Origin of the sequence: Catenovulum maritimum, assembly GCF_001050375.1 — a bacterium.
Lineage (GTDB): Bacteria > Pseudomonadota > Gammaproteobacteria > Enterobacterales > Alteromonadaceae > Catenovulum > Catenovulum maritimum.
Map to the genome: position 1 here is coordinate 28,385 of NZ_KQ130504.1, position 21,896 is coordinate 50,280.

At 38.3% G+C, this 21,896-nt stretch carries 15 protein-coding genes and 3 tRNA genes; 5 read left to right on the forward strand and 13 right to left on the reverse strand.

Going from position 1 to position 21,896, the window contains the following annotated elements:
* Positions 1–60: 60 nt before the first annotated feature.
* From XM47_RS16350 to rlmE, 9 genes are all read right to left on the reverse strand, one after another.
* Positions 61–147: transfer RNA gene (locus tag XM47_RS16350), tRNA-OTHER, on the reverse strand.
* A gap of 33 nt (positions 148–180) precedes the next feature.
* A tRNA-OTHER gene (locus XM47_RS16355) sits at positions 181–267 on the reverse strand.
* Between the two features lie 246 nt (positions 268–513).
* Positions 514–599 (reverse strand) — tRNA-Leu (locus tag XM47_RS16360).
* A 14-nt stretch (positions 600–613) separates the two neighbouring features.
* Complete coding sequence (gene secG / locus XM47_RS16365) at positions 614–949, reverse strand: preprotein translocase subunit SecG (protein WP_048694941.1); 336 nt, start codon at positions 947–949, stop codon at positions 614–616.
* Positions 950–1,720: a triose-phosphate isomerase gene (gene tpiA, locus XM47_RS16370; RefSeq protein ID WP_048694943.1), complete on the reverse strand. Its 771-nt coding sequence runs from the start codon at positions 1,718–1,720 to the stop codon at positions 950–952.
* Between the two features lie 69 nt (positions 1,721–1,789).
* Positions 1,790–3,127, reverse strand: coding sequence for a phosphoglucosamine mutase (gene glmM / locus XM47_RS16375; protein ID WP_048694945.1), 1,338 nt, complete (start codon positions 3,125–3,127; stop codon positions 1,790–1,792).
* A complete protein-coding gene (folP, locus tag XM47_RS16380; RefSeq protein WP_048694948.1) occupies positions 3,128–3,964 on the reverse strand; it encodes a dihydropteroate synthase in 837 nt (278 codons plus the stop codon).
* 124 nt (positions 3,965–4,088) lie between these two features.
* Positions 4,089–6,005: an ATP-dependent zinc metalloprotease FtsH gene (gene ftsH / locus XM47_RS16385; protein WP_048694949.1), complete on the reverse strand. Its 1,917-nt coding sequence runs from the start codon at positions 6,003–6,005 to the stop codon at positions 4,089–4,091.
* 20 nt (positions 6,006–6,025) lie between these two features.
* The gene (gene rlmE / locus XM47_RS16390; protein ID WP_048694952.1) at positions 6,026–6,652 is read right to left on the reverse strand and encodes a 23S rRNA (uridine(2552)-2'-O)-methyltransferase RlmE; all 627 of its coding nucleotides are present in this window, start codon (positions 6,650–6,652) and stop codon (positions 6,026–6,028) included.
* Positions 6,653–6,740: 88 nt separating this feature from the next.
* Between rlmE and yhbY the strand changes: the two genes are divergently transcribed.
* Positions 6,741–7,037 (forward strand): ribosome assembly RNA-binding protein YhbY, encoded by a 297-nt coding sequence (gene yhbY, locus XM47_RS16395; protein WP_048694955.1) that lies wholly within the window; start codon positions 6,741–6,743, stop codon positions 7,035–7,037.
* A 71-nt stretch (positions 7,038–7,108) separates the two neighbouring features.
* On the opposite strand, the gene XM47_RS16400 is transcribed toward yhbY, so the two are convergent.
* Both XM47_RS16400 and XM47_RS16405 read right to left on the reverse strand, forming a co-directional pair.
* Entirely contained in the window at positions 7,109–9,988 is a 2,880-nt protein-coding gene (locus XM47_RS16400) for a TonB-dependent receptor (protein WP_048694959.1), read from the reverse strand.
* A 244-nt stretch (positions 9,989–10,232) separates the two neighbouring features.
* On the reverse strand, positions 10,233–11,462 hold the full coding sequence (locus XM47_RS16405) for a nucleoside recognition domain-containing protein (protein WP_048694962.1): 1,230 nt from the start codon (positions 11,460–11,462) through the stop codon (positions 10,233–10,235).
* Between the two features lie 81 nt (positions 11,463–11,543).
* Between XM47_RS16405 and rsmF the strand changes: the two genes are divergently transcribed.
* From rsmF to XM47_RS16425, 4 genes are all read left to right on the forward strand, one after another.
* Positions 11,544–12,980: a 16S rRNA (cytosine(1407)-C(5))-methyltransferase RsmF gene (gene rsmF / locus XM47_RS16410; protein ID WP_048694965.1), complete on the forward strand. Its 1,437-nt coding sequence runs from the start codon at positions 11,544–11,546 to the stop codon at positions 12,978–12,980.
* 365 nt (positions 12,981–13,345) lie between these two features.
* Positions 13,346–13,774: a ferric iron uptake transcriptional regulator gene (gene fur / locus XM47_RS16415; RefSeq protein WP_048694968.1), complete on the forward strand. Its 429-nt coding sequence runs from the start codon at positions 13,346–13,348 to the stop codon at positions 13,772–13,774.
* A gap of 60 nt (positions 13,775–13,834) precedes the next feature.
* Positions 13,835–14,341, forward strand: coding sequence for a YgjP-like metallopeptidase domain-containing protein (locus tag XM47_RS16420; protein WP_048694971.1), 507 nt, complete (start codon positions 13,835–13,837; stop codon positions 14,339–14,341).
* A 148-nt stretch (positions 14,342–14,489) separates the two neighbouring features.
* Positions 14,490–15,656 (forward strand): hypothetical protein, encoded by a 1,167-nt coding sequence (locus XM47_RS16425; protein ID WP_048694974.1) that lies wholly within the window; start codon positions 14,490–14,492, stop codon positions 15,654–15,656.
* A 133-nt stretch (positions 15,657–15,789) separates the two neighbouring features.
* Here the strand turns inward: XM47_RS16425 and XM47_RS16430 are convergent, their stop codons facing one another.
* Positions 15,790–19,149 (reverse strand): hypothetical protein, encoded by a 3,360-nt coding sequence (locus XM47_RS16430; protein WP_048694977.1) that lies wholly within the window; start codon positions 19,147–19,149, stop codon positions 15,790–15,792.
* Between the two features lie 57 nt (positions 19,150–19,206).
* Positions 19,207–21,855: a YncE family protein gene (locus tag XM47_RS16435; protein WP_216595995.1), complete on the reverse strand. Its 2,649-nt coding sequence runs from the start codon at positions 21,853–21,855 to the stop codon at positions 19,207–19,209.
* Positions 21,856–21,896: the final 41 nt, after the last annotated feature.

The window sequence follows — 21,896 nt, forward strand, 5'->3', positions numbered from 1 at the left end:
CGAGCTACCAGACTGCTCCATCCCGCGACAATTCTTGATCTATTTTACCAGTTAATCTTCTGGTTGCGGGAACCGGATTTGAAAAAGCGACCTTCGCCTTTCTCGATTTAGTGAGCCCGACGAGCTACCAGACTGCTCCATCCCGCGACAATTCTTGATCTATTTTACCAGTTAATCTTCTGGTTGCGGGAACCGGATTTGAAAAAGCGACCTTCGCCTTTCTCGATTTAGTGAGCCCGACGAGCTACCAGACTGCTCCATCCCGCGACAATTCTTGATCTATTTTACCAGTTAATCATCTGGTTACAGGAGCCGAATTTGAAAAAACGACCTTCGCCTTACTCAATTTAGTGAGCCAGACTGTTCTATCCCGTGATAATTTTGACGTTTTAAGCTTATTATTTAGCTAAGGGCGAGTCCCTAGGTTATTTCGCAAGCATTATAGTGTTCGACGCTAATAAATTCAAACCCATATACGCTTAAAAGTATAATCAATTAAATTAATTATACTTTTGGTGCCGTGAGCGGGACTTGAACCCGCACGAGCATAGCTCACCACCCCCTCAAGATGGCGTGTCTACCAATTCCACCACCACGGCAACTACAAAAAGTCTTACTGAGGAATATCTGAATCTGGGTCTACAGCTGGTACATCTTCAGATGCAGCTTCAACTGCGACCGGTGCTTCTAAATCACCAAAGTCATCAGTATTTTTGTTTTGACTAGCAACAACGCCACCAAGTACTAAACATAAAATGAAAAAACAAGTTGCTAAAACAGTTGTAGTTTTAGTTAAGAAATTGCCAGCTCCAGAAGATCCAAACATAGTGTTTGAAGAACCTGAACCGAAAGATGCACCCATGTCCGCACCTTTACCCTGTTGAATCAAAATAAACCCAACTAGAGCAACTGCAATAATAATATAAACTACTAATAAAACTTCAAACATTTAATCCACCATTGCCGCTTGACAAATTTTTATAAATTTCTCTGGTACTAAACTAGCAGCACCAATTAAGCCACCATCAATATCAGGTTGACTGAATAATGCCGCAGCATTGTCCGGTGTCACACTACCACCGTAAAGTATTCTTACACTAGCTGCTGTTACTGGAGACATAGCTCTTATCATTCCACGAATGAAGTGATGTATTTCCTGAGCCAACTCAGGAGACGCTGCTTTACCAGTACCAACCGCCCAAACAGGTTCATAAGCAACAATACTGTCTGTAAATGCCTGTTCACCACCCAAATTAAAAATAGCTTCAATTTGTGCAGTTAGTCGCGAATAAGTTTTACCTGCTTCATATTCTTCTGCTGTTTCACCAACGCAAATAATAGGTTTAAGACCCTGTTTTTTTGCTTGCAACACTTTTTGAGCAGTTACACTTGAGCGTTCACCAAATAATGAACGTCGCTCGGAATGACCACAGATGACCCATTGACATCCCATTTCTTTAACATGATGCACTGATAATTCACCAGTAATTGCACCTTGTTCAAATTCGCTAATATTCTGAGCAGCTAAAATAACGTCAGAATTATAAGTTTTCTTTGCAGAGTCTAGATAACTAAATAGTGTTGCTGGCGGGCTAATAACTACATCTAGATTATTTTTTAATTCAGATTGTTTTGCAATAGATTGAACAGCATTATCAACTAATTGACGATTCCCGTTCATTTTCCAGTTAGCCGCTACAACAGGCTTTCTATTTGTCATCTGAAACTCCGATTTAAAGCGGCCGAGATTGTAACTATCCTCGACCTAGGATACAAGAGCTAAACGAGATTAATTTAAAGCTTTTTCAACCGTATCAGCAATTTGTTGTGCAGATTGCTGTACTAATGACTCATCTTCACCTTCCACCATAACTCGTATCAAAGGTTCCGTACCTGATTTACGCATTAAAACACGACCTGTTTCGCCTAATGTAGCTTCGACATCGGCAACAGCTTGTTTAACTTGTTCGTTATTTAATGCATCTTGCCCTTCTTGATAGCGAACATTAATTAAAGTTTGCGGATATTTATCCATACCTAAACTTAATTCGTATAATGACATTTCTGCAGTTTGCATTGCTTTAAGAACTTGTAAACCAGAAATAATGCCATCGCCGGTCGTAGTTTGATGTAAATTAATGATATGCCCAGAGCTTTCACCACCAATAAACCAGTTATTTTTTTGTAATAACTCTAATACGTGTCTATCACCAACTGCACTTCGAGCAAATGGAACGCCTAATCGCTTAATGCCGATTTCCATCCCTAAATTACTCATGACAGTACCAACTACCCCGCCATGCATAGCCCCGGTTCGTAAAGCATCTCTCGCAATAATATAAACAAGCTGATCGCCATCTATGATATTACCTTTATGGTCAACCATCATTAAGCGGTCACCATCACCGTCTAACGCAAATCCAACATCGGCTTGTTCTGATATCACTTTTTCTTGTAACGCAGCTAAAGAAGTTGCACCAACACCTTTATTAATATTTACGCCGTTAGGTGATGTGCCAAGTTCTATTACCTCTGCTCCAAGTTCACGAAGTACATTTGGGGCAATATGATAAGTAGCGCCATTCGCACAATCTACCACAATTCTTAACCCACTTAGAGACATGTCAGAAGGATAGCGACTTTTACAGAATTCAATATAGCGGCCTGCTGCATCATCGATACGCTTTGCTTTACCTAATTTTGAGGACTCAACAAAGGTCATTGGTTTATCAATTTCAGCTTCTATCGCCAATTCAATTTCGTCATCTAATTTAGTCCCTTGACGAGAGAAAAATTTGATACCATTATCTTGAAACGGGTTATGAGATGCACTAATGACTATGCCTGCATCAGCTCTAAATGTTCTGCTCAAATAAGCAATTGCAGGTGTCGGCATTGGTCCAAGTAAACCTATATCTACACCTGCTGCAGATAAACCTGACTCTAACGCAGACTCCAGCATGTAACCTGAAATACGAGTATCTTTACCAATTAATACGCTTTTAGTGCCTTTACTTGAAAGCACTCGACCAACTGCCCAGCCTAGCTTCAAGACAAATTCAGGTGTTATCACACCAGTTCCAACTTCACCTCGAATACCATCTGTTCCAAAATATTGTTTTTTCATTTATTTATTCTCCGTCTCAGTTGAGATAGTCGCATTTAATACTTTTAGTGCGTCGATTGTAGCATCGACATCATGTACTCTAATTATTTTTGCACCTTTCATAGCCGCTATGACAGCGCCCGCAACACTACCATATACCCTTTGTTCAGGCTCTTTGCCAGTAACAGCCCCTATCATAGTTTTTCTTGAAAGGCCTGCTAGCACATTGACATTAAGTTGGTTGAACTTATCAAGTTGGTTTAAAATTTGATAGTTATGCTCTAAGGTTTTGCCAAAACCAAAACCTGGATCAATACAAATTCTGTCATTATTAATGCCAGCTTGGTTGCACACGGTTAATCTCTGGTCCAAGTAATTTATAATTTCATTAATCGCATCCGTGTATTTAGGATCTGACTGCATCGTCTGAGGTGTTCCCTGCATATGCATTAAACAAATGTAAGCATCAGTATCTGCAAGAATTTCCACTGCGTTCGGCATAGTCAAAGCTTTCACATCGTTGACCATATCAACATGAAGTTTTAACGCTTCAGCCATTAATTCCGGTTTGTAGGTGTCAACAGATATAGCCACATCAAACCGATTTTTTATAGCTTGAACTACAGGTAATACCCTTTCAGCTTCTTCATTTAAGCCAACCTTGGCTGCACCAGGTCGAGTAGACTCTCCCCCTACGTCAACAATATCGACACCAAGTTCGACCATGTGCGCAACTTGTTCTATTGCCGATTCTACCGAATTATATCGGCCACCATCACTAAAACTATCAGGTGTAACATTAACAATACCCATTACAAGCGGGCCTTGCTTTTGCGCAAGTAATTTCTGGATTTTCATATTGTATTGCCTAGCTCTGTAAAAGAGGTTAGCTAAAAATTTGAGTTGGGTTTACCGTTTATCTAATTATTAAAAAGCCCCGAAATATCGAGGCTATTTTAATTAAATCGACTTAAAGTTTAAATTACTTTTCTGGCGATTCTGTCGTTGGAGAAGCATCCGCAGCAGAAGTATCTGAACTATCGCTATCAGAAGGCTTGTCATCACCTTTCCCCCAATCTGCAGGTTCACGAACTGGCTTACGATTCATAAGATCATCGATTTGACGAGCATCAATAGTTTCATATTTCATCAATGCATCTTTCATTGAATGAAGTACGTCCATATTGTCTCTCAAAATTTGCTCAGCTCGTTTGTAGTTGTTATCTAGTAATGATTTAACTTCATCATCAATCATAGTCGCGGTATCGCCTGACATGCTTTTCGATTTAGAAGAGCTACGACCTAAGAAAACTTCGCCTTCTTCTTCAGCATACAATATTGGACCAAGCTTCTCAGAAAGACCCCATTGTGTAACCATTTTACGCGCAATATCAGTCGCACGTTCAATATCATTTGATGCGCCAGTCGAAACCTTGTCAAAACCGTAAATGATTTCTTCGGCAATTCGACCGCCATACAGTGAAGAAATGTTACTCTCTAAATGCTGTTTACTATGACTAAATCTATCTTGTTCAGGTAAATACATAGTAACACCAAGCGCACGACCACGAGGAATAATACTTACTTTGTAAACTGGGTCATGATCCGGAACTAAACGACCAACAATCGCATGACCGGCTTCATGGTAAGCCGTCATCTCTTTCTCAGCGTCGCCCATAACCATAGACTTACGCTCAGCACCCATTAAGATTTTGTCTTTTGCACTCTCGAACTCTTCCATAGATACAAGGCGTTTATTAGTACGAGCAGCAAACAATGCAGCTTCATTAACTAAGTTCGCTAAATCTGCACCAGAAAAGCCAGGGGTACCACGAGCAATTACAGACGCTTCAACATCATCAGCTAAAGGTACTTTACGCATGTGTACTTTAAGAATTTGTTCACGGCCGCGCACATCAGGTAAACCTACAACAACCTGACGGTCAAAACGACCAGGTCTTAAAAGTGCTGGATCAAGTACATCTGGTCTGTTAGTTGCCGCAATAACGATAATACCTTCGTTACCTTCAAAACCGTCCATTTCAACTAGCATTTGGTTTAGAGTTTGTTCACGTTCATCGTGCCCACCACCTAGACCTGCGCCACGCTGACGACCAACTGCATCGATTTCATCGATAAAGATAATACATGGCGCTGATTTTTTCGCTTGTTCAAACATGTCACGTACTCGTGAAGCACCAACACCCACAAACATTTCAACAAAATCAGAACCTGAAATAGAGAAGAAAGGTACTTTCGCTTCACCAGCTATCGCTTTAGCTAATAAAGTTTTACCTGTACCAGGCTGACCAACCATTAATACACCAGTTGGAATTTTACCGCCTAGTTTTTGGAATTTAGTCGGGTCTCTAAGATAATCAACCAATTCAGCAACGTCTTCTTTCGCTTCGTCACAACCTGCAACATCAGCAAAAGTCGTCTTAATTTGGTCTTCACCCATCAATTTGGCTTTGCTCTTACCGAAAGACATTGCGCCTTTTCCGCCGCCACCTTGCATTTGACGCATGAAAAATATCCATACACCAATTAATAAAATCATTGGGAACCATGAGATGAAGATAGTACCGAGTAAACTTGGCTCTTCTGGCTCTAAACCTTGAACTGTCACACCTTGAGTGATTAATTCATCCAAAATTTTATCATCACGCATAGGGAAAACAGTTTGAAATTTTTCACCCGCACGCGTCGTACCAATAATAATGCCGCGCGAAGGATCAATTTTAACTTCACGAACCCCACCTTGGCTAACTTCTTTAACAAAGTTGCTGTACTCTAAATTGTTTTCATTTCCACGACCAGGAGAAAAACTATTAAATACCGTCATTAATACAACAGCAATGACAAGCCATAAAATTAGATTTTTTGCCATATCACTCAAGACACTAACCTCTTATAAACTCAATGTTTGAAACCAGTCGCGACGATATAAACTTCACGCGAACGGTCTCTAGACGAATCAGGTTTCCTTATTTTAACCTGACCAAATGCACTACGGATATCTTTCAAATATTGATCAAATCCTTCGCCTTGGAATACCTTAGCGACAAATTTACCATTTTTCTTTAATACTTGATGGCACATATCATACGCTAATTCTACTAAATACATAGACCTAGCTTGATCAACACTCTCATTTCCACTCATGTTTGGTGCCATATCAGACATTAAAACATCTACTGTCTTGCCACCAATTCGATCAAGTAACGCATTTAATACCGCTTCTTCCCGAAAATCACCTTGTAAGAAATCAACACCAGCAATTGGGTCGATTGCGAGTAAGTCACAAGCGATTACATCACCGTTATCACCGACTTGATCAACCGCATATTGCGACCATCCACCCGGTGCGGCACCTAAATCTACCACAATCATGCCCGGTTGTAGTAATTTATCTTTCTTTTGGATCTCTTCTATTTTAAAAACAGCTCGAGAACGCAAGCCAAGTTTCTTAGCTTTCAACACATAAGGGTCATCAAAATGTTCTTTCAGCCACCTTGTGCTGCTAGATGAACGTTTCTTTTGCACGAATTCAGATCCAGTTTAAATAGTAAAAAAGCTAAGATGGAGTTAAAATAACTTAAATTCAAGCTTTATTATCGTAAAAAGTGAAATAATGACACTATCTAAAAAACAAAAGCAACACCTAAAAGGCCTAGCGCACTCTCTAAAACCTATTGTTCAACTGGGCAATAATGGTTTAACTGAAGGCGTTATGGCAGAAATCGACTTAGCGTTAAGTCATCACGAACTTATCAAAGTAAAAGTGCCGACTGATGAACGTGAGCTTAAAAAGCAGATTTTTGCAGCTATCGTTAGAGAATCAAACAGCGTAGAAGTTCAAGTGATTGGTCACATTATTGTGTTATATCGCCAAAGCGATGAACCAAAAATAGAATTGCCTAGAATTTAATACACTTAAACACTCAAATAAAAAACCGATAGCTAAATACTATCGGTTTTTTGTACTCTAAGCTAAAACAATTAGAATGTAGCTCTGATACCAAGCGTATATCTTGGACCCGTTTTACGATAACTATTTGTTACTCCAGGTACACCTAAATATTGATACACATCACTGTCTGTGATGTTTGTTCCGCTGAAGAAAACATTTAACTCATTGCTAATTTTATAATCTGCAGAAATATCTAACTGATCATAAGCATCAGCATATTTAGCTAGTCCGCCTTGACTGTTTGACGTAACCCTTTCATCTCTATAGTTATAAGCTAAACGAATACCAAAACCATGCTTTTCGTAATACATTATTGCGTTGTAACTATTTTTAGAAAGATCGGGCAACGATAACTGCTCACCGGTTACTTGATTAGAGTTTTGGTTTTCTACAGGTTGCTCGCTATCTGTATAGGTGTAATTTAAAACATAACCTAAGCCATCAAAAGGTGCAGGTAGCATATTACTAAAATCTTGCTGCCAACTTAATTCAGTACCTTGTATTTTACCTTCATCCCCATTAATTTGCTGTGTGATGACCACCTCATCTTCTAATGCCTTACTTTCTGTACAATTAGCATCTGTATTTTCTAAATATAATGACCAGGTGCAACCGTCATCATTTCGATCTTGCTCAGGATCAATTATTTCATTAACCGTACCCGTTTTAAAAAACGAAGCAACATCTTTATAAAATAGCGCTGCAGTAAAAGCACTTGTATCACTAATATACCATTCATAAGAAAGGTCAAATTGAGTTGCTTCAAAAGGGTTTAAATTAGGATTACCTCGTTTTGCACTTTGGCTATTACCTCCTAAGTTTAATGCTGGTGATAAATCAACAGGATTAGGACGCGACATTACTTTTGCTGCCGCAAAACGCAAATTCATATTTTCAGCTATATCAAAATTAATATTCACACTTGGTAAAAAATTAGAGTACTCATTGGTAACGCTTCTAGGAGAACCATTTTCGTTAGCTATCATAGTTGCGTCTGTATTGACATACCGACCACCAAAATTACCTCGGAAAAAATCGCCTTCGAAATTGGCTTGAGCATACAATGCCGTTGTTTTCTCAGAAATATCAAACCAAGCAAGCGTATTTTCAGCAAAAACAGAAACAGGGCCTGAATGATTTGGTGAATCATCTAGCGCTAAAACAATATCCCCCATAGCTTTAAACTCTGGTTGAGATAGCTCGCGTAACGTGAACCAACTTCGCGGTATCTCACCTGGTTCACCATCCATGAATTGATCGTCGGTATTAACAATAAAGCCGTCGAGTTCCGAAGGTAAATCGGAAATCAAAATCTGCATATTTTGGCCAGCATAACTACTATCGTAATATTCAGCATTTTCATCATCCGATAAATAATTGTCAGTGTCTGAAAGTTGAAACTCTTTACGTTTCGCTGTTCGCTCAGCTAATCGAAGTCCAGCTTCAACGTTAGTAAATATGCCATTATCTAAGGTATAATCTAAGTCTAACTTAAAGCTGTCCTCACCAGTTTCCTTATCTTGGTTTCTAGCCCAAATATTGGTCATATAAAAACCTTCTGTGCTTTCGCCACTTCGTCCATTAGGCAATTGAATATCGACTTGTGGGGCACCATTGCCAGAAAAATCATAAAATACCTTCTGCATTTCTTGTTCCTCTGGGGATAACAAAAAATTAGTATTAATATTTTTACTATCATTAACAGCTTTAGATGTTTGTATTTGGGAGTTAATCACTAAATCACCCTTAACAATTTCACCACCGAATGCCAAAGCATATTGATATTCATCAGTTAATTGGTTCGTTGGATTGTATTTAACCCAACCAGTTTGACCACTCCCAGGGTTTACAGGATCTATCTTTGATGTGACATCCCCGGACATTAAAAAACCTTGCTGACTACCATCTATATTTTCTATTGTCATTAAATCGGCATCATCAAAGCTAAAACCTAAACTGCCACCTTTTAAATCAACAACAACTTTAGGTTGATTTTGCTGAGTTTCGAATTTGACATAAGTTGCATCAAGGAAAAATTCCATCTCTTCATTCGGTGCGAACTGAATTGAAGTGTCTAATCCAACTCTCTGCCTATCATAATCAAAACGTTGGAAGCGATTAGTTCTAGGTACCCAAACTGGATATCCCGGATCAACTTCATTAGCCTCTCCATTTTGATAGCTGGCTGAGTTTAATTTTCTCCAACCATTGTTTTCTATTTGATCCGTTCTTTGGTGATAATCTTGGTAAGAAACATTCACTAGAGCACCCAATTGGCCTAAAGATGTATCCCAAGTATTACTAGCGAATACACTAACCTCAGGATCTTTTTCATTTTTTCTTAAACTGTCGTAACCCACTTTAGCCGTTACAGAGACTGTACCGGGTTTGGTATCAAAAGGTTTACGGGTCTTTAATCGTACTGTGGCACCAAGAGCACCTTCTGTATCTGAGGCTGATGGAGATTTAATTACCTCAACACCAGCAAATAAGGATGATGAAATACCAGTAAAAGAGTTACTTCGATTATCAGCATTATTTGATATTAAACTACGGCCATTTACTTCAACTCTATTTTGACTAAGCCCCCTAACTTGAAAACCAGCCCCTTCACCACCCGCATCTCGGCCAATTTGCACTCCTGTAACCCTTTGCAATGCTTCCGCAATATTATTGTCTGGCAACTTACCAATGTCTTCCGCAGTAATCGCATCAACAACTTGGGATGCATTTCTTTTTAAATAGGCTGATTCTTTTAGAGAATTTCGAATACCTGTGACAGAAATAACCTCAGTCTCATCAGCAGACTCCTCTGCTGCAAATGCCTTATTTATCATTATTGGACTAACAGCTATAGATGCGGCTAAAGCAATTTTTACATAATTTGATACTGTGCTTTGTTTGAACATTCTTTGCCTCCTAAGACATGTTTATTGTTATAAGTTCATCCCATCACGCGAACATTTGTAAACCAAATGTAAACGAGATATAAAAAAATAACATATAACAAAACGAGCTCAACAGACCAGTTTATTGATAGGCAACAAATATAAAATAAAACCTTTAAAATCAGATAGATAAGTGACAGTAAAGAACTGAAAAGATAGGTTAACGTATACCTTGTACGATTTATTAACCTTTATTGATTAAATTTCAGCCAAAAAATAGATAGCAAACGACAATTGCAGCAGTTAATCCTGCAGCATCGGCTATTAATCCACATGACACAGCATGTCGAGTATATTTAATCCCTACCGCGCCAAAATAAACAGCCAAAACGTAAAAAGTCGTTTCTGTTGAACCTTGCATAATAGAGCTTAAACGACCCGCGAACGAATCCGCGCCATGAGTTTGCATAGTTTCTATCATCATGGCTCTAGCGCCGCTCCCAGATAAAGGTTTTAGTAAGCCTGTAGGCAATGCGTCAACAAATTTAATATCCATAGAAAAAAGCGTTAAAACAAATTTTAGTCCATTCAAAATACCATCTAGTAAGCCACAACTTCTGATAAGCCCAATCGCAATCAACATGGCCAGTAGATAAGGTATGATATTAACTGCCGTGCCGAATCCTTCCTTAGCCCCATCAACAAAAGATTGATAAACATCTACCTTCTTTAGGTATGCCCAAGTAACCGCTAAACAAATAAAAAATAGAATACTAATATTTGCCCAAAAAGCGGAAAACTGAGCTAAAGCGTCAATACTTAAACTCAATAGGTAGTGAACAAAAACCGCTATCAAGACAAATAGAGCCGCAAAACAGCCAATGGACTTAACATCAAATAAGTTCAATTTCTGACGCCAAGCGACACACAATAAGCCGACTAAAGTCGAAGCAAAAGTGGCAAATAATATAGGCAGAAAAACATCGGTAGGTGACGCAGCTCCAGATTGAGCTCTATACATAAACACAGTCACAGGAAATAAAGTAACGGAAGAGGTATTTAGCACCAAAAATAAAATTTGTGCATTAGTCGCTCTATCTGGCACTGGGTTTAGAGTTTGTAACGATTTCATGGCCTTTAGGCCTAATGGGGTCGCGGCATTATCTAGCCCCATTACATTGGCAGCCAAATTCATAGATACATGGCCGAGAGATTCATGTCCTTTTGGCACTTCTGGCATTAAACGCTTAAATACGGGTGCAAGTAATATGGCAAATTTATGAATTATCCCCGACTGTTCGGCGATTTTACTAATGCCCAGCCAAAAAGCTAAGATACCAATCAAGCCAATGGAAATTTCAACGGTTAACTTAGACATGTTAAAAATAGCATTCATCATGTCATCAAAAACACCTAGCTGGTTCTGAAAAAAATAACCAAACAGCGCATACAAAAAAGCCGTTAAAATAGCAGCTATCCAAATTTTATTGAGCAAGCTAAACTCCAAAATCGTGATTTAAAATAATGCCAAGCAAAGGTATAGTATCAGGCATTAAAGACTATACGAATTTTTACTGTGAACAAAACTCTGTTACCTCAAACTTTTATTGATTTTATTTCGCCTTACTTACCTGAATCTGAAAATCTACAAGACTTTATTCAATCTTGTTCGACCCCATTAAGAAAAAGTATCCGAGTTAACACATTAAAAGTAGAACTTGAGGCATTTAAAGCGAAAGCGATAAGTAAAGGTTGGGAGCTCACTCCTATTCCTTGGTGCGAAACGGGGTTTTGGCTAAACCGACCACAGGCAGAAGAAGACAGTGTGAGTCTAGGTAACACAGTTGAGCATTTAACTGGTCAGTTTTATATTCAAGAAGCAAGTTCAATGCTACCTCCTCAAGCGCTGGCATTTAACAATTCCATCAATGTAGCCTTAGATGTCGCTTCTGCGCCTGGTTCTAAAACCACCCAACTTGCTGCTTTAATGAATAACCAGGGCGTAATTCTAGCAAACGAATACTCCTCTAGCCGAGTAAAAGTACTTGCAGCTAATATTCAAAGGTGTGGGGTTAATAACACAGCAATTACTCACATGGATGGACGGTTATTAGAACATCTCACAGAAACTTTTGATTCTATTTTGCTAGATGCACCTTGTAGTGGTGAGGGTACGGTTCGTAAAGACCCTGATTCAATGAAAAACTGGACTGAAAAAAGCGTACATGAAATCGCTGAAACTCAATTTGAGCTAATCCAAGCCGCATTTAAAGCACTGAAAGTCGGTGGCACACTGATATATTCAACTTGTACCCTAAATCCTTATGAAAACCAAAACATTTGCTTGAAGCTACAGCAAATGTTTCCAGAGCAGATTGAATTTGAATCCCTTGCAAACTTGTTTGAAGGTGCCGGTGAATGTACAACTAAAGAAGGATTTCTGCACGTATGGCCACAAATTTATGACTCTGAAGGCTTCTTTGTTGCCCGTATTAAAAAGATCCAAGCCATTACAGCACCCGAGACAATAGATAACCCATTTAAAAAATTAGGTAAGTTCCCTTATCAAGCTATTTCAAAAAAATCACAAACGAGCTTAAAAGAATATTTATCTAAGCAATTTGGTTGTGATAATTTTCCATTTGAAGCTTGCTACCAAAGAAATGACGACATTTGGTATTTCCCACCTGCATTTGAAACTTTAAAAGGGAAATTAAAATTTTCTCGGGTCGGTGTCAGAATAGCCGAATTAGCCAAACATGGCGTTAAACCAGATCATGCGCTAGCGATTAACTTTAGCCATTTATTTACTAAACAAAAAATAGAATTAGATAAATCAGCAGCTGAGCAATATTTAAAAGGGCAAGACATAGATATGAATGTAAGCGAGTTAGCTAAAGGGGAAATCGTCGTTACCATTCAGAATCAAGCTTTAGGATTTGCTAAAAATTTAACTGATAGGCTCAAAAATCAGTTACCAAGAGATTTAGTAAGAGACAATGTAAAGCTATAAAAGCTAGACGCTTATAACTGTTTCATCTAAACACTCAGGGTTAGAAACGAAATAATCCTAAAAAGCGCTAACTATGTACTAATATTAGTTTACTTAACTTGTTTAGTTTCAAGTCAAGTTAGCGCAAAAGGCTCAATCCCGTTGAGCCCTTCCCCTAAGCCCGAGCGCCCCAACTGCTCGGGCCTTTTTTCTTTAATACAGCATTTATTCCCGGTAACACAAAGCCAAAACATCACCAACATAACCTTACTATTAATAGGTCTAATGCTATTTGTTCATTTAAATTCGCCTGTATGCAAATTTAGACTTTCAATTTAACCTGTGGCTTATATAATCTAATCCAAATTTAATAAATTGCATTCATAATGTCAGATCAAAATACTGAATTAAAAAAAGCTGGATTAAAAGTAACCTTACCTAGAATTAAAATTTTAGAAATATTACAAAAACCAGAGAACCAACATATAAGTGCTGAAGAACTATACAAGATCTTACTTGATATAGGCGAAGAGATTGGCTTAGCAACCGTTTATCGCGTTTTAAACCAATTTGATGATGCCGGCATAGTGACTCGTCACCACTTCGAAGGTGGAAAATCAGTATTTGAATTAAGTCGTAAAAAGCATCACGATCATCTAGTTTGCTTAAACTGTGGCAAAGTAGTTGAATTTTTAGATGATACAATTGAAAGTCGTCAAGAAGATATTGCTAAAAAGAATGGCATGAAATTAACTAACCATAGCTTATACTTGTATGGCTATTGTGAAGATGAATCTAATTGCGGAGATGATTAATTTCATCTGATAACTATTTATTGATAGTGGCTAAATACCTTAGTCACTAAATCTAGCTATATGTCCCAATATTTAAAGTACCTCACGCCATACCCTCAGCAACTACAACAACAAGTTTTAAGCTTATTTGAAAACGATCAACTCGCTGAATTTTTACTCAAAAAGTATCCTACAGCTCATAGTTATAATAATGATTCAGATTTAAGAAACTATGTGTCTGAGATAAAGAATCAATACTTAAAAAAATCTTCAGCTTTAAGCAAAATATGTTACGACAATAAAATTCATGTCGTTAATAATGCACTTGGCTTACATAGTTATGTCACTAGAATTCAGGGCAGTAAATTAAAAAGCAAAAACGAGTTAAGAATTAGTTCTGTATTTAAAAAAACACCTGAGCCTTTTCTCAATATGATAGTTGTCCATGAACTGGCACATTTGAAAGAAAAAGAGCACAACAAAGCGTTTTATCGTTTATGTGAGCATATGCAGCCAAACTACCACCAGCTAGAATTCGATATGAGGGTTTATTTGACACAAATCGAGTTCAAACAAGGCATTTACTAGCATCTTTGCCTATAAAGCAGACAAAAAAGCCACAAATCAAAATTAATCATTGCCTATGTTGGCTATATCCGTATCATTTCAAGCCCTTTATTAAAAATACAGCCTATACTCATATCTTGAGTTTAAGCAGTGGAGTAAATACGGTTTAATGAGAAAATTACTAGCGGCCCCAGTCAACATGTCTTTATCTGAATCTGAAACGATTCTTTATCAAAATATGCTAAAACATGTTGCAGAAATAACCCTGAATCTAATGGCGACAAAAGTAACTGAACGCCCAGAGAATTTTTATGAATGGTGTAAGGAATTAAACCGTCTTTGCCGCGAAGAATTAAACCTAGAACTCTTAGAGCCTGAACAGCTACCTGCTTTAAAAAAATTACAAGATACACTTGAAACCGGCATTAATATTGGCCAGTTGAAAATGCTTAGAATCGCGCCTTGGCCTGCATTTTATGAGCACATTACAGCCAATGCTGAAAGACAATCACTCAGTGAAAGATTAAATTTACTTAGCTATATTCAGCAAATTCAATCTACGCCATTTGCCGATATGATAGACGAAGATCTATTAGCCATAGCCGGTAAACATACTGCAAAGCATGACATTAGCGTATACAAATTCGATGTTGAATTATTTAGTTCAAGTAAAGCAGCTAAAGTTTTCATCACTACTTTTACGCAAAACCCAACAGCATTTGAGCAAGCTCTAAGCTTAATTCCAGAAGAAGGTGAAGTGACAAAAGCTGACTACCTAAACTTTGTCAGTGCTTATCAAGCCATTTTCCAAGAGTTTGCTGATGGCGCCAAAGCGCCATTAGTACCAGCAACCAGGTTACTTGCTTTACGTAGACCAGATCAATTCGTTGCATTAACTAATGCTAAAATTGAACCACTATGCCAAGCCTTATCAATTGCTAAATTCAACACGAGAGATTTCAATGGCTACTGGAACGAACTAATTGAAACAATTCGTACCCAAGCTTGGTGGAAAGCGCCGAAACCAGAAAACGACGACGAAGCAGTTATTTGGCAGTCTAGAGCGATTTTAGTCGACTTATTTTTCTTTGTTTCTGACGAGTTCGCTCAAGGCTCTAATTACGTAAAATTAAGAGATAAGCCAAGAAAATCATCATCGACATCTACTCGTAAAGCTCGCAGTAAAGAGTCAATTGAAGTGATCGTTGATAGAGCATTAGCTGAAGAAGGTATGCCTGAGTACATTAAAGCTCAACGTGAATCAATTATTAGCCAAGCTGCAACAGGTAAAAGCGTTGATCAAGTTATTTCACTAATGCGCTCAATTTTTGGCTAAGAAATAACCCGCTAGTTTTTTAGCGAGATATTATCTAGTCCACATATAAAAAAACCGATGTTAGCAATAACATCGGTTTTTTAGTTTTAAGAAAATGGCACCACACAAAAGTGATGCCATTTCTTATCATTGGTTATTTTTTAATTAAAATAGCCGAATCTCCGGTACGTATATCAACAACAATTATTGAGTCTTTATTTTCATCATTGACAAAAGCAAGTCCCAGTTCATGATTAAATACCACTGCATCTAACTTACCGAAGCCGCCTATATCAGCAGTCCCATCAGTAACAGTTGTAACTGTACCATCATCTAAATCAATGCTAACTAATGAGGTAGCCTGAGTTACAAGCGCTTTGTTATTCAAGGTATCATACGCTATCGAAGAAGCCCCGGATAAACTGCTACTAAGTGTTAACTCTGTCGCAGTTGGAGCAGTAGCTGAACTATCGCTTCCAACAATAGGCACCAAAAATATAGAGTTATTATTAGTAACAAAAGCCAATCTATCGTTAACAGAATCAAGCGCAATACCACCTTCAGTACCCCATGTTGATTCAGTTGCATTAGAGCCTTCCGCCACTGCACCGTATGGCCCAGAAGTTGAACGGCCTAACTCTATTTTTCTTAACCTTTGGTTATCTTTAATCCAGATTAATCCACGATTTTTATCAATAACCATTTCTCGAGGGCTGATAATAGCATCATTACCACCGCCAAAATTACCATGCTGCTTGTTATAATAAGTGACTGATTCATTATTCAAGTTCACTGATTGTATACCTTGAACACCATGCGCTAAACCAACTAACACTTGGTTATTATCAGCATCAAATAACACACTTTGTAATAAGTTAGGGCTCTCAATACTGCCAGCCGCTAATTGACTGAAGCTAGCAACTGCAGTATCGAGTACATATAAACCTTGTGCACCGCTTGCAGCTCTTTCGACGGCAAATACACGTTTCAGAACAGGATCAAAATCTATATCTTCAACAACTCCATCCGTCATCCCTACACCAAATGAGTCTCCAGACGCTATTTGAGTAACGCTGATAGCTTTCTCAAATACATTCCCATTCTTATCCGCAACACGAATAGCAATTGTATTTTCACCAGAGCTCAAATCAACGTTAGTGTGGTATGTGTTTGTTGTCGAATCTACTGAAACTGGGTTACCTGCAATAGTAACTGTATCTAAACCAACAGCTGGCACCCCAGATTTATCACTTATATCTTCAGCGGATATTCTCACTAAAATCTTATCTGCAGTCGTTGCTGATTTTTCAAGTGGGAACATGATTTCAACTTTTGGCGCACCTTCATCTTCTGGTGAAGCTGTTTTAACCGTAAAGCTAGCTGATTGCTGTGCATCCCCTTCTCCAACAAACAAGGTTGCGCTTGTTTCCTCTTCAACTTGTGTCGAAGATTGAACAAATACAGTTAAAGTTTCACCTGGATTTAATATTCCACTATCCGAGGTTGGTTGCCCACCTGAAATTGAATAAGAGCCACCTACAACTGATATCGGTAGACCAGTATTAAAACCATTTACAGTGAAGGTGTCAGATTCAACTAACTTATTAGTTTTCTGCTTGTCCTTACTTAGGATACTGAATGCATTAGGTGTTGTATCTGCAGCTTCTGTATTAAATGTAAAACCTGTCGTCTTCGCTTCGTCACCTTCACCTACAGTCAAAACGACTGTGTAAGTAGAATCTGGTTGACTAGCTTCTGCTCTATAAAGAATCACCCCATAAGCATCAACAAAGCCATCTGCTGATGTCCACTCTGTTAATGTTCCATCAACACTTTTAACTCTATACTCACCACCAGAAATGCTGACTTTAGTAAGAGCATTAATGCCGTATACATTAGTGCTAGCTTGTAAATAGTTAAACGAATTTGTTTGCTTGTTAAATACGTTAACACCTAAAACGTGACCACTTTCATCAACTTCGTAATCAAGTTGATCTTCTTCTGGTAATGTAGTGTCAATGGTAGTGTTTACTTTAGATTCTAATTCCATTGGTGAAATATCTGTATCAATATTGACAGGGTAAATCACCTCTTTATCACCAACTATCAGGGTAATAGTATAACTTTCTTGCTCTTCTCCTACCTCTGCAAGTTCTGGAGCTTTAAAGTTTAACCCAAGCTTGATGCTCGCTTCCTCGTAGTCTTCAGCAAGCGGATCGACATCAAATAAAATTTTAGATGAAATTGAATCCAACTCTTGAGATTCTGTCGTCAAAACACCACCTAAGCCAATTTTATATTTCGCTTTGGGGAACAATACAGGCATCGCAGTAGGGGCGCCATAACTCGTCGGACTAACATAAGCAGTTGGTGTTGCAAACGCAATCGCAGGGACATTAGTTATACCAGAACCAACTGAAAAATCAGTTCTGTCTAACACACCGTCATTATTAACATCGATATAAGTATCTGGTGTAAGATCTCCATCTAGATCGACATCAATGTAACCATCTGAATTAGTATCAACATCAACAATACCATCGTCATTGACATCAATATCAATAAATCCATCAGAGTTAATATCAAGATCAATTGTTCCATCCGTGTTATTGTCGACGTCAATGAAGCCATCATTATTATCGTCTTTATCGACTTTAGAATCCGCATTTAAATCAACATCAATAAATCCATCTTGATTTAAGTCTTCATCAGGTAACCCATCGTTGTTTTCATCCGTATCTTTAAAACCATCCTGGTTTAAATCGGCTAATGAATCACTTAATTCAACAACAGTCGTGTAGTCTGTGTCTTTAATATCAAAGTTTATTTGATATTCACGACCAGCAACTAAACCAGAAAATGGGTTATCAATTAATTGGGTACCTTCATAGAAGACAAATTCCTCAGGCGTTAAATCCTTGTCACCAGTAATGACAGAGAAAGACTCAACTGTGTCGCCAAAGTTTACTCGTCCAATTAACTCAGATTGAGGTTCTGGTGAAGTACGCACTCTAATGGTAACTTTATCTCCATTCATAACCACTTGACTATGGTTTGAATAACAATCTCTTATAGGTTCTCCGGTTTCTTGATCTACACTATCAGGTCCAGGAATGATCACTTCATTTGTATAGATAACATAATCAGAATCTGAATTTAGCAAACCATCAAGCGCTTTTTCACAAGCGTTACTTAGGTTACCCGCTAATTCTTCTGCTGTTAAATTATCTCTTTTTCTTTCGACTAAAAACTCAAATGGCTTGTTAATTGATAGTAAAGTCGTTTCATTGTCCGCTAAACCTGAAATAACAACAGTCTGGACATCAATTGGGGTATCTAGGCGTCGGCCTGAAGTATCATTCATACCAAGTGATGATAATGACGACTTAGCGTCTTCACCAAGGTCAACGATAATGTTGTCATCATCTGTATTACCACAACCTGTGATTAAAAATGGCAATGTAGCAAGTGCAAAGACCCTACTACCAATGTTCTTATAGAATTTTGAAATCATAATTTTTCCTCTAACCATAAAGGTTAAGGACTAGGGGTTCACCTAGTCCACAACTATCTATTTAGCTGATTTACTAATGTAAACACGAGTACCAGTTCTCAAATCAATGCCATATATAGCATCGCGCTCATTATCTACCGCTACGGCATAACCCAAACCACCTTCGATAACAATGGCCTCTAAACCGTAGCCATTGCCGTCATTTCCACCTGCGACAAAGGCAAAGCCATTTTCAGAGCTAGGTACCGATAGTTCTGGAGAATTCAGATCATAACTGCTGAATACAGAAGCAGAGCCATCTTCTAATGCAATTTTATGGATAGTTAAATTAGGTCTATCGATAACTAAAGCAAAACCATTACCAGCTTCAGGCATGTAGTTTCCTTCATACTTAGCTTGAATCGATTCAAACGTTTCAAGATTTGACCAAGATGCAACAGCAATAGAATCTGCATCAGAGAATGAATGACTGCCTAAGAAGTGATAATCTTGCTTAGTCTGGATTGGCGTTACTATATCAATAGTTCCAATAGGTTGAGCTGAATCACCTACCATGGCTAAATAACGATTATTATCTTTATCAAACGCAGCACCAAATGGAGCAGAGTCTTGGCTAATAACCGTTCTATCACCTGTGGCTAAATCAACAGAAAATAAACCTTTGGGGCTGTTAGGATTATTTGTTGTCACAAGTAAACGATCGTTTACTTCATCAATATCCATCTGTCCAGGTATGTTGAAAGGTGTTGTGCCTTCCCCTGTGCCACCTTTTTTACTGAACTCAATGCCAGTAAAAGTCGCTAAGTCAAATGCTTGAATGAAATGACCACCTGAACGAACCGATACAAGAACTCTCTCATTTGCAGGATCTACTTGAATACCGTAAGTATTTGCATAATTTTCAGGCTCTTTAGATAAATCTTTAAGTATGACTCGATTACCCGTTTCTAAATCGATCCCAACAATCTTAGCCGCTCTAAATTGTGACTCTAAAGCTAATAACCTATTGTTAGCGCGGTCAATCGTAATATCCCTCACTGAATTCATCTCATGCATAGCTGGGTAGGTCACTGAACTAGGGAAGCCTTCATCATCTAAGCCCTTAGTGACAGAGAATGCGACTTCAACTGGTTCGCCAACATTTGTATCAAAAGAGACATTAAAATCGTTTATCCCATCAACCAAATCCAACTCGGCTTCCCATAAGCAACGGGTTTGCTCTTGATTACAATTAGTATCGAGTAAGTTACTAGTGCCAGCACTACCAGATAGCTCTAATTTATTAAACTGAGTACTAGATTCTGCTGATTCTCTCAAATCGACATAACCGTACGCCAAAATTTTATTTGCAGTAGTAAAAGAGTTTTGAGGTGGGAACATTAACGCTTTGTTTAATTCAATGTCGCCTAATGTGGCGACAGTTAAAATATCACAAACCATCTGTTCATTATCGTATACAAGCGGTGGCTCACTAGGAATAAAAGCATCTCCTTCAAGCTCCTCCCTAGTTGCCTCAGTAGATTCCCATTCGCCCAATCTTTGTTGGTAATCAGCTTGAATTGCACTATCTGCATCAATTTCAGCCTGTGTTAAGCAAGCTGAGTGATCACCTTCGCCTATCACTAAACGAGCAGAGACTTCCGCTAGCTTAGTAGCAGAAGCCTTAACTTTTACTTTTACTTGTTCAAGTGGTTTAATTGTGCTTTCGGCAGTTTGCCAAGCACCGCACTCGACACTACCTCTAGGCACAATACAATACTCGCCTGCACCAATAATTGAAATTGGAGCAGAAGCAGCAGTTAAACCTTCAAATTTATAGGTTAATAAACTCCTATCATTTGTTTCTTCAATCAATTGTTCAGTAATAGAGGTGACATTGACAGAATTAGTTACGACATAAGTATCAGCACTGACTGCAGATTGCCCAACACTATCTTTGAATTCAAATGAAAGCGGCTTAGCGTTTTCCATTGGATTAATTGCCGAGATAAACGCTACCTTAGTACCAATAGGCTTGGTAACACCTATCGTTTCGTCTTCGATTATTTCGCCAGTCGTCGGATCATATAAAATGGCTAACCCAGTATCAGTATCTTTCTCAACAAGTACTTCACCAGTTAATGGGTTTACTTGATTTCCAAGCTCAATTAATACTGAGTGGCTTGCAATGCTCCCTGATTGTGAGTATTGAGATGGTGCATCGAATTTAAGCCATACCCAATCACCGTTTGAAACCGTAGCACCGCCAGATTGAAAACTTAATTTAGATAAATCATCTTCATAAGTTGTCTCATCAAAAATACCCGTTGCAGGGTCAAGCGCAAACTCAGCTCCTGTAACCTTAAGTTCGGCTGTTGCATTGGTCGCTATACCACTCACAATAAAACGAGCATAGTGTACATCACCAGGGAAACTATCAGCGATAATATTCGTTCTGTCTTCTGCTCGTAGCTCGCCATCAAAGTTTTCTGGATATTGGTATTTAAGCCCACTAAATTGGCTTTTATCAAAAAACACATAATTATAAAACTCTAGTGGTACATAATATCTATCTTTTTCACTATCACTAAGTTGTTGTCCAACTGTCGGTAAGCTTGTATTTTCACCTTCACCACCACCACACGCAGCTAGACTTGATACTATCATTGCGCAGGTAAGTAATTTAAGTCCTGAATCTCGCATTTTTTGTTTCGCGTAATTCATCATTTTTCTCCAAAATTCAAACGGACTTTAGCCGTTTTCTAAAC

Bases quoted from the DNA above. Each gene is read 5' to 3' on its own strand.
- yhbY (WP_048694955.1), top strand. From the start codon at position 6,741: ATGACACTATCTAAAAAACAAAAGCAACACCTAAAAGGCCTAGCGCAC.
- XM47_RS16400 (WP_048694959.1), bottom strand. From the start codon at position 9,988: ATGTTCAAACAAAGCACAGTATCAAATTATGTAAAAATTGCTTTAGCC.
- secG (WP_048694941.1), bottom strand. From the start codon at position 949: ATGTTTGAAGTTTTATTAGTAGTTTATATTATTATTGCAGTTGCTCTA.
- folP (WP_048694948.1), bottom strand. From the start codon at position 3,964: ATGAAAATCCAGAAATTACTTGCGCAAAAGCAAGGCCCGCTTGTAATG.
- XM47_RS16430 (WP_048694977.1), bottom strand. From the start codon at position 19,149: ATGATTTCAAAATTCTATAAGAACATTGGTAGTAGGGTCTTTGCACTT.
- fur (WP_048694968.1), top strand. From the start codon at position 13,346: ATGTCAGATCAAAATACTGAATTAAAAAAAGCTGGATTAAAAGTAACC.
- XM47_RS16425 (WP_048694974.1), top strand. From the start codon at position 14,490: ATGAGAAAATTACTAGCGGCCCCAGTCAACATGTCTTTATCTGAATCT.
- XM47_RS16420 (WP_048694971.1), top strand. From the start codon at position 13,835: ATGTCCCAATATTTAAAGTACCTCACGCCATACCCTCAGCAACTACAA.
- glmM (WP_048694945.1), bottom strand. From the start codon at position 3,127: ATGAAAAAACAATATTTTGGAACAGATGGTATTCGAGGTGAAGTTGGA.
- XM47_RS16435 (WP_216595995.1), bottom strand. From the start codon at position 21,855: ATGATGAATTACGCGAAACAAAAAATGCGAGATTCAGGACTTAAATTA.
- tpiA (WP_048694943.1), bottom strand. From the start codon at position 1,720: ATGACAAATAGAAAGCCTGTTGTAGCGGCTAACTGGAAAATGAACGGG.